Annotated in this window: 12 protein-coding genes; 11 read left to right on the top strand and 1 reads right to left on the bottom strand. The window is 50.4% G+C overall.

Annotation, left to right across the window (positions count from 1 at the left end):
• Positions 1-24 precede the first annotated feature (24 nt).
• From KNP62_RS05670 to KNP62_RS05620, 11 genes are all read left to right on the top strand, one after another.
• Positions 25-342 carry an ArsR/SmtB family transcription factor gene (locus KNP62_RS05670; RefSeq protein WP_214784151.1) on the top strand — a complete coding sequence of 106 codons (318 nt, stop codon included), beginning with the start codon at positions 25-27 and terminating at the stop codon, positions 340-342.
• 12 nt (positions 343-354) lie between these two features.
• Entirely contained in the window at positions 355-714 is a 360-nt protein-coding gene (gene arsD / locus KNP62_RS05665) for an arsenite efflux transporter metallochaperone ArsD (protein WP_483299205.1), read from the top strand.
• Positions 715-727: 13 nt separating this feature from the next.
• Complete coding sequence (gene arsA, locus KNP62_RS05660; protein WP_483299204.1) at positions 728-2,485, top strand: arsenical pump-driving ATPase; 1,758 nt, start codon at positions 728-730, stop codon at positions 2,483-2,485.
• Positions 2,482-2,760, top strand: a complete 279-nt coding sequence (locus tag KNP62_RS05655; RefSeq protein WP_214693883.1) for a Fe-S cluster assembly protein HesB — start codon at positions 2,482-2,484, stop codon at positions 2,758-2,760. Before arsA ends, KNP62_RS05655 begins: the two co-directional genes overlap by 4 nt.
• Before the next feature lie 33 nt (positions 2,761-2,793).
• A complete protein-coding gene (locus tag KNP62_RS05650) occupies positions 2,794-4,080 on the top strand; it encodes an arsenic transporter (protein ID WP_214784142.1) in 1,287 nt (428 codons plus the stop codon).
• A gap of 12 nt (positions 4,081-4,092) precedes the next feature.
• Positions 4,093-5,751: an FAD-dependent oxidoreductase gene (locus KNP62_RS05645; RefSeq protein WP_214784139.1), complete on the top strand. Its 1,659-nt coding sequence runs from the start codon at positions 4,093-4,095 to the stop codon at positions 5,749-5,751.
• 60 nt (positions 5,752-5,811) lie between these two features.
• Complete coding sequence (locus KNP62_RS05640; RefSeq protein ID WP_214784136.1) at positions 5,812-6,381, top strand: hypothetical protein; 570 nt, start codon at positions 5,812-5,814, stop codon at positions 6,379-6,381.
• 175 nt (positions 6,382-6,556) lie between these two features.
• Positions 6,557-9,478 (top strand): type I pullulanase, encoded by a 2,922-nt coding sequence (pulA, locus tag KNP62_RS05635; RefSeq protein ID WP_214784133.1) that lies wholly within the window; start codon positions 6,557-6,559, stop codon positions 9,476-9,478.
• 145 nt (positions 9,479-9,623) lie between these two features.
• Complete coding sequence (locus tag KNP62_RS05630; protein WP_214784131.1) at positions 9,624-12,455, top strand: EAL domain-containing protein; 2,832 nt, start codon at positions 9,624-9,626, stop codon at positions 12,453-12,455.
• Positions 12,456-12,550: 95 nt separating this feature from the next.
• The gene (locus tag KNP62_RS05625) at positions 12,551-13,627 is read left to right on the top strand and encodes a nitric oxide synthase oxygenase (RefSeq protein WP_214784128.1); all 1,077 of its coding nucleotides are present in this window, start codon (positions 12,551-12,553) and stop codon (positions 13,625-13,627) included.
• 14 nt (positions 13,628-13,641) lie between these two features.
• Entirely contained in the window at positions 13,642-14,061 is a 420-nt protein-coding gene (locus tag KNP62_RS05620) for an RDD family protein (RefSeq protein WP_214693873.1), read from the top strand.
• Positions 14,062-14,274: 213 nt separating this feature from the next.
• On the opposite strand, the gene KNP62_RS05615 is transcribed toward KNP62_RS05620, so the two are convergent.
• Positions 14,275-14,358 (bottom strand): zinc ribbon domain-containing protein (locus KNP62_RS05615; RefSeq protein ID WP_214784096.1); only part of this gene is annotated, 84 nt, incomplete at its 5' end.

Below are 14,358 nucleotides of genomic sequence, written 5' to 3'. Positions count from 1 at the left end.
TATATGAAAGGTAGGGGAGTAGTCATGTATACCGTGGAAGAATTGAGTAAAGTGCTCAAGGTGCTCGGGGACCCGACCCGATTGACGATGTTGAAACAGATGGAAGCAGGCGAACAGTGCGCCTGTAGTTTCGTCGATTGTTTCGATATTTCGCAACCGGCCATCAGTCGCCATTTGAAGATGTTGCGCCAGGCGGGACTCTTGCTCGAGCGTCGGGACAAACAGTGGATCCATTATCGATTGAACGAGACGAGTCCGTTTTATCCGCTCGTCACTGATTTGTTAGCGAATTTAGAGACGAATGAGCCGAGCTGTGATTGTGAGCCGAATTGTGCCATTTAAGGAGAGATGAAGATGAAACTTGAAGTGTTCGAACCAGCCATGTGTTGTCCGACGGGATTATGTGGACCGTCCATCGACCCTGAACTGACGCGGGTAGCGACAATTCATTATGTATTGAAGCAACGAGGCTTTGATGTGTCGCGCTATAATCTCGCATCGGAACCGAACCGATTTGTCGAGAATACCATCGTTCAAACTGAAATCATGAACGGGCTCGATGTGCTCCCGATGACGCTCGTCGACGGGAGAATTGTGAAACGGGGCGCCTATTTGACGAATGAAGAGATGGCAGAGTTGACGGGACTACCGATTGCAGCATTCGCCAAACAAGATGGAGAAAAACCGAAAGTTCGAATCTCACTCAAAAAATAAGGAGATGCTCACAGTGAAGCCATTTGATTTTCAGACGATTGAACCGACCCGTTATGTGTTTTTGACCGGGAAAGGTGGCGTCGGGAAGACATCGACGGCATCGAGTCTCGCCTTGACGCTCGCCAATCGTGGAAAACAGATCTTACTCGTCTCGACCGACCCGGCGAGTAATCTACAAGACGTGTTTGAGATGGAGCTCGATGAGACACCGCAATCCGTCACAGGGACGATGCTCGAAATCGCTAACTTTGACCCGGAACAGGCGGCAAAACAGTATATGGAACGCATGGTCGGTCCGTATCGGGGCATTTTACCGGACGTTGCCATCCAATCGATGGAAGAACAGTTGTCTGGCGCCTGTACGGTCGAGATTGCGGCATTCGACCAGTTTACGGAGTTGTTGACGTCCGAGGCAGCACGGGAACGATACGACCATGTCATCTTCGATACGGCACCGACCGGGCATACGCTCCGATTACTGACACTACCGAGCGCATGGGATGAATTTTTAGAGACGAATACGACTGGCGCGTCTTGTCTCGGTCCATTGGCTGGTCTTGTGGATAAGCAAGTGCAGTACAAACGAGCCGTCGAGACGCTCATCGATGAAAACGAGACGACGTTATTGCTCGTCGCTCGTCCTGAGAAGTCGACACTCGTCGAAGCGGCGCGAGCCGCGAACGAGCTTCGCGCCATCGGCATCGAGCGAATGCAACTCATCATCAACGGTGTTGTCGAGTCAGGTGAAGGGACAGACCGTTTCACGAAGCGGTTCATCGAACGCCAACAACAAGCACTCGACAATCTCCCGCACGAAATCGCCGATTTTGAGACGTTCACGCTTCCGTATGCATATGAAAATCTCGTCGGGATATCGGCGCTCCAGCGTTTTGTGAGCGGGAAGTCGGTCGTCATCTCGGATGCACGTTATGACACGAGTCGTTTCGGCTCGATCGATCAACTCGTCGACGAAGTAGAAGCTGACGGTCCAAGCGTGATCATGACGATGGGGAAAGGTGGCGTCGGGAAGACGACACTCGCCTCGCTTCTTGCTGTCGCGCTTCACGAACGAAGACATGCTGTGCATTTGACGACGACTGACCCGGCCGCTCATGTCGGACTTACGATTGAGGTAGACGTTTCCGACACGTTCACCGTCGATGCCATTGATCCGAAAGCCGAGATTGAGAAGTATCGGGCGGATGTGTTCCGGGAAGCCGGAGACATGAACGAAGAGCAACGGATGATGCTCGAAGAGGACTTGCGCTCACCGTGCACGGAAGAGATTGCTGTCTTCCGTGCCTTTGCTGATCAAGTGGCGAAAGCGAAAGACCGCTTCGTCGTCATCGATACAGCTCCAACGGGACATACGCTTCTATTATTAGATGCGACGGAGAGCTATCATCGTGAACTCGAACGGTCGACCGGCGTCGTTCCGGAAGCGGTCCGAGAGTTGTTACCGAAACTGCGTGACCCAAAACAAACGCACGTCATCATCACGACACTGCCTGAAGCGACGCCAGTCTATGAAGCGGAGCGTCTCACAGCAGACTTACAACGGGCAGCGATTCAACCGTTCGCTTGGGTCGTCAATCAATCGTTTACGCCACTCGATGTGACGAGTAAGCTCTTGACATCGAAAGTCGCGAGCGAGGCGATTTGGCTAGAGCGCGTGAACAACTATCCGCGTCCGACGGTTCTCGCATGGCAAGAACAACTGCCAGTCGGATACTCGGCGTTATCTCAATTAGGAAAGGAGAAAATACAATGAACATCACGAACGAAGCAATCGACTTTTTACAAACCGCGTTAGAAGAGGAAGAAACGAAATCTGTCCGCATCATCACAGAGGCGGGTTGCTGTGGACCGACGCTCGGTCTAGCCGTGGCGACACCAGAAGAGACAGACGAGGTGAAGCAGTTCGACACGCTCACGTTTGCTGTTGCGAAGGAAGCTGAGGCGTTGGCGGAAAACGTGACGCTCGACGTCGAATCGACAGAAGATGGCATCACGCTCGTGTTGCACGGTTTACAACCGTCTTGTTAATGAAATAAATAGAGATTATTGGAGGAACTCATTGTGCAGTGGATTGCTAGTTTAATTTTTTTGGTGACGCTCTTTCTCATCATCAAGCAACCGAAAGGCCTCGGCATCGGTTACTCGGCGATGGGGATGGCCGTCATCGCTCTCCTTTCGGGCGTTGTCAACCTCGATGACGTCGGAACGGTATGGGGCATCATCTGGAACGCGACATTCACGTTTATCGCCGTGATTTTGATCTCACTCATTTTAGATGAGATTGGATTTTTTGAATGGGCCGCTTTACATATGGCACGAATCGCTAAAGGCGGTGGGGTGAAGCTATTTGTCTATATCACCTTACTTGGCGCGCTCGTCGCAGCATTGTTCGCGAACGACGGGGCAGCGCTCATTTTGACACCGATCGTCTTGGCGATGGTGCGGGCACTTAAACTGCCGGACGCGGTCGTGTTGGCATATGTCATGGCATCCGGCTTCATCGCTGACACAGCAAGTCTCCCGTTCATCGTCTCGAACTTGGTCAATATCGTCTCGGCTGACTTCTTTGGTATCGGGTTTGCCGAGTATGCGGCGCGGATGGTATTCGTCAACGTGTTCGCAGTCTCGGGTAGTCTGCTCGTCTTGTATCTCTATTTCAAAAAAGACATCCCGAAACAATATGACGCGTCTCAGTTGGCTGAACCGGCGTCGGTCATCAAAGACCATACGATGTTCCGCTTATCGTGGGTCGTACTCGCTTTGCTAGTCATCGGTTACTTCACGAGTGACTTACTCGGGATCCCGGTCTCACTTGTTGCCGGTGTCATCGCCTTGTTCTTCCTCGTGATGGCGAATCGATCATCTGCGGTAGAGACGACTCAAGTCGTCAAAGGTGCACCGTGGGCCATCGTCTTTTTCTCGCTCGGGATGTATATCGTCGTTTACGGTTTACAAAACGCGGGACTGACACAAGTACTCGCCAACTTCATTGATTGGTTTGCAGTGAATGCATTCAGTGCGACGTTCGGGATGGGCTTCTTGGCTGCCATCTTGTCATCGGTCATGAACAACATGCCGACCGTCATGATTGATGCGCTCGCCATCGACTTGACGCATACGACCGGTCAGATTCGGGAAGCGTTAATCTATGCGAACGTCATCGGGTCCGACCTTGGACCGAAGATCACCCCGATTGGATCACTTGCGACGCTTCTTTGGCTCCATGTGCTCCGTACGAAAGGCCTTAAGATCGGATGGGGTGAGTATTTCAAAGTCGGGATCATCTTGACGATTCCGACACTGGCCATCACGTTGCTCGGCCTCTATATCAGCTTATTACTTTATTAAGGAGTGGGTTATATGAAACTAGTCATCATTGGATCTGTTGCTGCCGGGACATCGGTCGCAGCGAAAGCACGTCGGAATAACGAGGACGCCCAAATTACGATTTACGACCGTGATTATGATATCTCGTATTCAGGTTGTGGCATTCCTTACTACGTTGGCGGAGAAGTAGAATCACGTGACGATTTGACACCTCGTGACGCGGCGTTCTTTAAGAAACGTTACAACATCGACGTCATGACACGTCATAACGTGACAACGGTCGATAAGGATGCGAAGACAGTAACGGTGGAAAACTTAGAGACAGGTGACACGTTCACAGACTCGTATGACGTCCTCGTCCTCGCCACAGGGGCGACGAGCATCATCCCACCGATTCCGGGTGTGAAGTCAGATAACGTCTTCCCAATCCGAAACATTCAGCACGCTGAAGCGACACGGTCGTTCGTCGATTCGACGAGCCCGAAACATGCGACCATCATCGGTGCCGGCTTCATCGGTTTGGAGATGGCCGAACAGTTGAAGCTACGCGGTGTAGACGTGACAATCATCGAGCGTGTGCCGCAGGTGATGCCACCACTTGATAAAGACATGGCGTGCCGCGTCGAGGAACACCTCGAGAAGAACGGAATCGAACTCATGCTCGGGGAGACAGTGACGGAACTTGTCGGTGATGGACATGTAGAACGTGTCGTCACGGAGAGCGGCAAGACGATCGAAACTGACTTCGTCATCTTATCGGTCGGGGTCCGTCCGAACGTCGAACTTGCGATGAATATGGGAGTTGAACTAGGTGAGACGGGAGCGATTGCCGTCAATGAACGTATGGAAACGAACATCCCGGACGTGTATGCGGCCGGAGACGTCGCGGAGAGCTTCTCCATCGTGACGGGGAAACCAATCTGGCGCCCGCTCGGTTCGACAGCGAACAAGATGGGGCGGACCGCTGGGGACGTGATCACGGGCGGTCATCTCGAGCATCGCGGTATCCTCGGAACGGGTATCTTCAAAGTGTTCGGACTTGCGGTGGCGCAGACGGGACTTTCCGAGAAGGAAGCGCGCGAATACGGATATGACATCGAAGTGCTTCACAACACGAAACCGGATAAGCCTGCCTACATGGGTGGGAAAGACATGACAATCAAAGCGGTCGCAGACCGTTCGACGCGTCAATTGCTCGGCATCCAAATCGTCGGGTTCGAAGGAGTCGACAAACGAATCGACGTCTTCGTCACGGCCATCACACTGAAGGCGAAAGTGGATGACTTGTTCCACCTCGACCTCGCATACGCACCGCCATTCTCGACGACGAAAGATCCGGTCATGTATACGGGAATGGTCCTTTCGAACAGTATCGACAAGGCGGCGCGACTCATCACACCAGCCGAGCTGCAGACACGAATCGATGCAGGGGAAGACATGCAAATCATCGATACGCGGAAAGCAGCACAGTTCGAGAAAGCGTGTGTCGATTGTGCGGTCAACGTCCCACTCGGCAATTTGCGGGAAGCGGCGAAAGAGATGGACAAAAACAAGCCGACCGTCGTCTATTGTAACGGTGGAGTGACAGGAAATGCGGCGCAAAACGTGCTTCGTAACCTCGGGTTCACCGATGTGTACAACTTGTCAGGCGGGAATAAGAACTATCAGTTATTCAAAAAGTACGGGAACTAAATAAGACGACGTCCATTGCGGACGTCGTTTTTTGATATGCTGAAACGTGAGGTGAGTCGTGTGAATTATAAGATGCTACATAAAAAATTTGAGCGACGGAAGCAGTGGCTCATTTTTGATAAGGAAGAAGTCGTCCGGCGTGTGATGGTGCGCTATAAGGCGAGAATCATTCCGAAGACGGACATCATGGACTTAGTGAACGACGATCAACTGTCGTATGAACATATCTTTTGTTGCTTAACAATCGATGACCCCAGAATACTCGAGAAAATTTTCACGGCGAAAGAGAGAGCAGACCATCAGTGGGAGATTGATGACAATGCGAGACGTGGGATGAAATACAAGCACAAAGACGAGGCACATCGACTTTACAATCAGTTGATCATCGATGAACAGGAAGGACGTCGACTCGACATCGTCTTCGAGAGCAAGGATGGGAAGTATGTGACCGGATTTTTGACGAGATACATGTCGGAGCAAGTCGGCTCTTATATTTTTGCGCATGTCGGAGGCGCCAAGTTCACGGGTCTCGTGCCACGTTCGCTTTTGCCAGCCGATTTGACAGATGAAGAAATCAAGATAAGCTATCGGTGGTATTTGGAGTCACTCGAGGAATGGAATAAACTTTGACGGATTGTGCCATAAGGAGCAACATCCGTCTTTTTAGTTCATTGTCCTTAGACAATCTGTAAGAAGAATGATGCCAATTGACTCTTTTCTAAAATAACGTTGCTTCGCTAAAGGAAACCGTTTACAATTTTTGTGTAAGCGTTTTCTCAAAATAGTGCTACAAGGAGGGACCCTCATGGTCAAAAAGCAATGGAAACCCGTATGGGCAGTTGTGCTAACGTTTGCACTAATTCTGTCAATGTTTCCGATGCCGACGTCCGCTTTAGATAAAGGGAAGTCGACACTCGTCGTCGTCCATTATCAAGAGGCGCCGGATAACGAAAAGGATTGGAACTTATGGCTTTGGGCGAATGGCCCAGATTACTTCCCGAACAAAGGATTCACATTTAATGGGGAAGATGCATTCGGAAAGGTGGCGGCTTACGAATTCCCGGTCGATTCACCTGAAAAAATTGGTCTCATCGTTCGAACGGACAACTGGGATAAAGATAAAGGGTCAGAGAACGACCGCTTCATCACGAGCGACATGATTCAAGATGGTGTCGCAGAAGTGTGGATCAAGTCAGGTGATCCGAAGATTTATACGTCAAACCCGGACGGGGAGACGGCTTCAACGGAAATCGATATGAAAGTTCATTATTTCCGTTACGACAATACATACACGGACTGGGGCCTTTGGACTTGGCCGGACGGTGGCGATGGTCAGAACATCGCGTTTGACGAGACGGATGCATTCGGTGGCGTGGCGAACGTCAAGCTCGCCAACCCAGAGTCGAAAAAACTTATGGGCTTGATCACGAAAAAAGGAGAATGGACGGAGAAAGACGGAGAAGACCGCTTCGTTCTTGGTTCAGCGAAAGAAATTTGGCTCGTTGAAGGAGATTCGACAATTTACTATTCAGAGCCTGAAATCGATCGCTCACCGAAACTCGTCTCATTCTCGGCGGACACGTTCCGCCAAGCAACGCTCACGACGAACCGCGTCATTACAGATGCGTTCATCGATGAAGTGACGGTAGATGGTGCAACTGTCGCTTCAATCACAAAGGCTGGTGACAAGTCAGTCACAATCGAATTCAAAGAAGATATCGATTTAGCAAAAGTCATCAAAGCCTCACATCCTGAGTTTGGTGAACAGACGCTTCAAGCAGGAAAAGTACTTCGTTCAAAAGAGTTTGATGCGAAGTATGCCTATAATGGAAAACTCGGCATCACGTACCAAAAATCAAAAACTCAATTTGTTCTTTGGGCACCGACCGCTCAGCAAGTCGAGCTCGAGCTATGGAACATGCCGAAAGACCGACCAGCGAACGACAAAGACTTGAAAAAAGTCATCCAGATGAAACGTGGGGAACGTGGCACGTGGGTGGCTGAAGTACGCGGCGACCTCGACGGTGTCGGGTATACGTATCAAGTGACACATGCGACAGGGAAAGTCCGTGCGGTCGATCCGTATGCGACAGCTGTCGGTGTGAACGGTGACCAAGGTGTCATCGTCGACTTGAAAGAAACAGATCCGAAACGTTGGAACTCGATGAAGCCGAAGTTGAAAAATGCAACGGACGCCATCATCTATGAGACACACGTCCGTGACTTCTCGATTTTTGATGTCACATCGAACACATATGATTCAGGAATCCGCCATAAAGGCAAATACCTCGGTGTCGTTCAACCAGGAACTCGCTTGATCGAGAACGGGAAGAAGACAGCGACGAAGACGGGACTCGACCACGTCAAAGACCTTGGCGTGACACACGTCCAGTTCATCCCGGTCTATGACTATAACACGGCTTCTGTCGACGAAACGAACCCGACGGCGACATATAACTGGGGCTACGACCCGAAAAACTACAATGCACCAGAAGGATCGTATTCGACAAACCCGTACGATGCCAAAGTGCGGATCAGTCAGATGAAAGAAATGATTCAAGGGCTACATGACAACAACTTACGTGCCGTCATGGACGTTGTCTATAACCACATGTTCGACGCGCAAGCATCTAACCTTCACAAAATCGTACCGGGTTACTACTACCGTTATACGGCAGGTGGCGACTTCGCAAACGGAACAGGTGTCGGGAACGATACAGCGTCTGAGCGTGCGATGATGCAAAAACTCATCGTCGATTCAGTCGTCTACTGGGCAAAAGAATACCATTGGGACGGCTTCCGCTTCGACTTGATGGGAATCCACGATGTCGATACAATGAACAAAGTTCGTGCAGAATTGAATAAAGTCGACAAATCAATTCTCGTCTTCGGTGAAGGCTGGGATCTCGGCACGCCACTTGACGCCGAACTCAAAGCGAATCAAAAGAACGCCTACGACATGCCTGGTGTTGCTCACTTTAATGACAACATCCGTGATGGATTGAAAGGTAGCGTCTTCTATGATGAAGACAATGGCTTCATCAACGGAAAAGAAGGCATGGAGAACCGCGTGAAGACAGGAATCGTCGGTGAAATCACGTATAACGACATGATCAAAGGCTTCACGAAAGAACCGACGCAAGCGATCACATATGTCGAAGCACACGACAATCATACGCTTTGGGACAAGTTAGAACTGACGAATCCGGAAGCTTCTGAAGAAGTGCGTACCGACATGCATCGTCTCGCTTCAAGCATTTTGTTGACGAGCCAAGGTACGACATTCCTTCACGCTGGCCAGGAGTTCATGCGTACGAAAGACGGCGACCATAACTCGTACAAATCACCGGACTCAATCAACCAGCTCGACTGGAAACGGGCAGCCGACCGTAAGGCGGATGTCCAATACATGAAAGGCTTGATTGAGATGCGCAAAGCCAACCCTGGACTCCGCATGACGAAAGCGACTGATGTGAAGCGCTTCTTGAAATTCTACAAGTCTGAGGCGAACGTCATCACGTACTTGATTGATGAAGACGCACCAGGACAAAAGAACGACTTGTACATCACACATAACGCAAACCCGAACGCTGTATCCGTGAAACTTCCAAAAGGAACGTGGAACGTGATTGTCGACGGGGACCGCGCTGGAACGAAGACGATCAAACGTACGACTGGCAGAGTCACAGTCCCTGCATACCATACGTTTGTCCTCGAGCGTAACTAATTCATTGACCCCACTTGCAAACAAGTGGGGTTTTCTTATGGCACAATTATGGGTAATTGGTAATTAATGTTTTAAAACTAGTCTTTTTGTATGAACGCGAGAGTTTACGTTTGGAATTTCCATCTCTTTCGAAAGGAGAGATTGTATGGCGATTTTCAAGAAGTGGATTCACCGCGTCAATGGAGACGACACGGAAATCCTTTCTAAAGGAGCAATCCCTGCATTTCATGTGGACTCCCTGTTGATTGAGCAATATCCTGATGCCATCTACGTACTCGATACAAACGGTCGCTTGATCGATTCAAACGAAAAGATGGGACTTTTGTTTGACAATCTCGCCCTTTCCCCGACGGAGTCAGAAGAGTTTGCTCCCTATCACGAGCAGGCGTTAGTCGGAGAAACGGTTCATTTTGAACTAGTCAAAACATATGAAGGGCAAAAACGTAAACTTGCGGTCACGTGTACCCCTCTTTATAAAGATCAACTCATTCAAGGCGTATATGGGATTGTCAAAGACATGAGCGCGGAATGGGAGACGCAAAATCGTTATGCAATCATGAAAGTAGGACGTGAATTGCTTGAACAAGTGCCGGGCCTCATGATGATCGAGGCACATCTTGGTGAGGGTACGTTTTCTTTCTCTTCTCAAGTGTCATCATTCCTCAGCCTTTCGAGACGACGTTTGAAGGACATGACGTTGAACGAAATTCGTGAAATTGTCCATTCTGATGACTGGGAACAACTTACACAAGCAATTCGAACATTGCGAACAGCCGTGGAAGGGGCAGACTTCGCGATTGAGATTCGTCTTCTTCATCAGGTGACACGTGAAGAATTACCTGTAACGATACGAGGTGCCCTGTCTCGCGAACGGAATGTGTTCACGTACGTTCTTTTTTCGACGAAAGACCAACAACGCATCGAGCATGAATTGACTGATAAAGATGAGCTGTTGCGTCGTGTCTGTGAGGCTTCGGACATGGCGATTTGTGATTATAGTTACGACACGCGCCAAATCGAGTTTGCGACAGGACAGTATCAAACCATCTTCGGTTTTTCGGTGAAACAGTTCAATGCCCATCCGGATTATTGGAAAGTTGTCATCAATCAGGATGACTTGGAAAAGGTTAATCGCGCAAATGAGAAAACGCGTCATGAGACCCCAGTCCAGCTTGAATATCGGATTTTTGTCGGGAAGAAGCAGAAATGGATTCAGGAGTTCCGTCAGCATTTGTACGATGAGGCAGGACGCGTGCGAGGGTTTCAGGCGTTGATTCGTGATAAGACCGAAGTAAGGGAACAGGAAGCGGAAGTCCTTCGACTGATTGAATTCGACCCGATGACGAATCTTCCGAACCGCGAGACGATGTTTCAGTCCATCACTCGATTGATTCAGACGGACCTCGCATTCGTCTTATTCACGGTCACGTTCAATCGGATTGGGGACATCAATCGAGCTTTCGGCTACGAATATGGCGATGAATGGCGGATTCAAACGAGTCATCGCTTGCTCCAGAGTGTACCGGACGAAGCAGTCGTCGGTCATTTGGACGGGGACACGTATCTCGTCATCATGCCGGGTCATCACGAGGATGAACAGCTGTTTCAAATCGGGAAGAGACTCACGACCTTATCCAAATACTGTTTTCAACTCGAACCGTATTCCGTATACCCGAATATGCAAGTTGGGGTCAGTCGCTATCCGAACGACGCGGATGATGAGACGACACTCATTCGCCGTAGTTATATGGCGATGGGGCGAGCCGGGAAGTCGGGTGCGGCTCCCATTTCGTTGTATGCCTCCCACATGAATCTCGACGAGTTGAAGCGGTTCGAATTGTTGCGTGACTTACCGAACGCCATTGACCGGAATGAATTCTATCTTTTATATCAACCGAAAGTGAATGCGTGGACGGGAGAAATCACGGGGGCGGAGGCGTTGATGCGGTGGGATCACCCGACATGGGGTGTGGTGTCTCCGCTCGACTTCATCCCACTCGCTGAAGAGAGCAATCTGTTCATTCGATTGACGGACTATTTGATTGATGAGGTGTTTCGCTATTTGGCGACGTTACCGAAAAAGGTCCCCATCTCGTTGAATGTCTCTCCGAAGTACTTGTATCACGAGCAGTTGCTGCATACGTTCGAAGCAGCAAGTCGGCGACATGATGTCCCGTTACATTGGATTGAAATCGAAGTGGCCGAGACGTCGCAACTGGATGAAACACACCATATCATGAACGTTTTTTCTTCACTGAAAGCACTCGGGATTCAGCTCGCTCTCGACGACTTCGGAAAAGGGTACTCATCACTTGCCTATTTGCAACAATTCCAAGTGAACACGATCAAAATTGACCGGATTTTCGGTCACGGTGTATCCGAGAACAAGCAAGCCCGCGCCATCATCCATAGTCTTGTCGTCTTGGCCAAGGAATTCGATCTTGAAGTTGTCGTGGAAGGTATCGAACAGATGGATGATTTATTGCTACTGCGTCAACTCGGATGCAAAACGATTCAAGGGTATCTGTTCAGTCCACCTGTCCGTGGAGAGGTGTTCGAGAAGATGATGCATACCGGGAAACTGCTCGCCGACCCGCTCGATGACCACGAGATGGCGACAAATCGCTACATTCAAGCAGGAATCACCATCACGACGATTCGCGAGCAACCCGTATCGGTCGGAATCTCTTCGATTGTGTTGACATCGCGTTCAGACCAGCATCTTCATTTTTACGCTGCGCTCCGTCTTCCGTTAGATGGCGAGGTCGAATTCATCATTCGTTTCGCGTCCGGAGCGGATTTGCCCGTTCGCTTGCGTCAGATGACGGAAGTGACGAATGGAGTTTACCAATACGCCGCTGCATACGAATCGAGTCCGACGGTCGAAGCACAACTGACTTCTCTAGAGACGGAAGTGACAGGGGATGAAGCGCTCTCCGACTACATGCAACTCGTGCATCAAGCAGATGACTCGTGACGACGTAACCTGTCACGTGCGAGAACGGATAGTTGAAACGAAGGTCTCCTTTTCTCTAAGATGGAGAAGAGAGAATAAATGAGGAGACTTAAGACATGAATTTGTATGAACAAGCGAGCGAGTGGATGCGACAGTGGCAAGACGACCCTTCCGAACGTTTGCGAGAAATCGAACAAGAAATTGAACGCACGGGTACGTATTCGTTGACGACGGAGGAGTTGTGTGAAGGCGCAAAAGTGGCATGGCGGAACTCGAACCGTTGCATCGGACGATTGTTTTGGCAGACGCTTCATGTGATCGATGCCCGGGATGCGAAAACGTTTGATGACGTTTACGCTCGGCTTGTTGATCACCTTCATTTCGCCACAAACGGTGGAAAAATCCGCTCGACGATGACGGTCCTTCCGAACAAGTTCAAACTGTTGAACACGCAATTGATTCGGTATGCCGGATATGAGACACCGGACGGAATCATCGGGGACCCGATGTCCGTGGCGATGACGAAACGGGCAGAACAACTCGGATGGGTCGGGGCCGGCACGCCGTTTGATAAGTTACCGCTCATGATTACGGACGGTCAGGATGTTCGTCTATATGACTTGCCGAGTGATGCCGTGCTCGAAGTCGACATCGTTCACGAGGAGTTTGACTTGTTTGATGGTCGCCTGATTAAATGGCATGCCATTCCGGCCATCGCTGACATGGAACTTGAAATCGGCGGTCTCCGTTTTACGTCAGTGCCGTTCAACGGGTGGTATATGGAGACAGAAATCGGTGCGCGTAACTTGGCAGACACCGATCGCTATGACTTGTTGCCGCTCGTCGGCCGCTCACTCGGGCTTGATACGTCGAAAGAGCGCTCGCTCTGGCGGGACCGCGCGCTCGTTGAATTGAATATCGCCGTCCTCCAGTCGTTCGAGCGGGCGGGTGTCACGATCGTTGATCATCATACCGCCGCCAAACAGTTCAAACGATTCGAAAAGAATGAACGGGAAGCGGGGCGTGACGTCACAGGGCAGTGGAGCTGGCTCATCCCGCCTCTATCGCCTGCGACGACGCACGTCTTTCATGAACAGTATGACAACATCATCAAAACACCGAACTTGTTCGCACGAAGCGGATGTCCGTTCTCTGGGTTTCGTCAGCCGGTAAAAGAGGAAATAAAAGGCTAGAACCGAGAGAAAGGATGATTGCTGTGGCAGTCCCACTTTGGAAACGAGCCGTCGCCGGTCAAATCGACCAAGTCGTCTTTCAGACGCCGGCCAAATTGATTGAAAAGGCCATCCGTAAAAAGGTATGGCCAGACAAGGAAGTGAAGCGGTATTACTTACCGACCGTTGTGACGATGGCCGGAGAGGTTTACTGTATGCTGTACCAAAATGGTCAGACACTCGGAGACCGAGTCGTCGGGATCAAAGTCGTGAGTGCGGACGGACGCCCGCTCTCCCTCGAGCAGGTCATCAAACGAACGCTTTATAAAGATGTCGTCTATCCGGCGACGCTTGGGATCCCACTCATTCGAGCGCTTCAACAGATGAAGTCGAATAAAGACCTCGAGTTGCCGCATGACGAGTTCGCCCATACGAAATTGATTTCCACAAAGTGAAAAGAAGCAGGGCGACCGCGTGTCGCTCTGTTTTTGCGTCCCGTTCGGTCGGGTAGGAATCGTGACAGAAAATAAGGTATAATGGGATTGGAGTGAACTGCTCGCCACTTATTTGCTTCGCAAATTGAAGGGGGAGCTTCTTGGGAAGACCGTGCTCTTACTAGCCACGGTTGTTTACCAAGCTCGTCGGGCAGTCCCTGCCCTGAATGATGTTCAGTCGGCCAACATCAATAGGTTGATGCTCGCGTTGATGTCACGGTCATGATGCGCGCCACAGACACATGTCCATTCACGGAC

The organism is Exiguobacterium sp. s183 (assembly GCF_018617655.1).
GTDB lineage: Bacteria > Bacillota > Bacilli > Exiguobacteriales > Exiguobacteriaceae > Exiguobacterium > Exiguobacterium aestuarii_A.
Note: the sequence above shows the minus strand (reverse complement) of the source record. Positions and strands in the feature narration are given on the sequence as shown.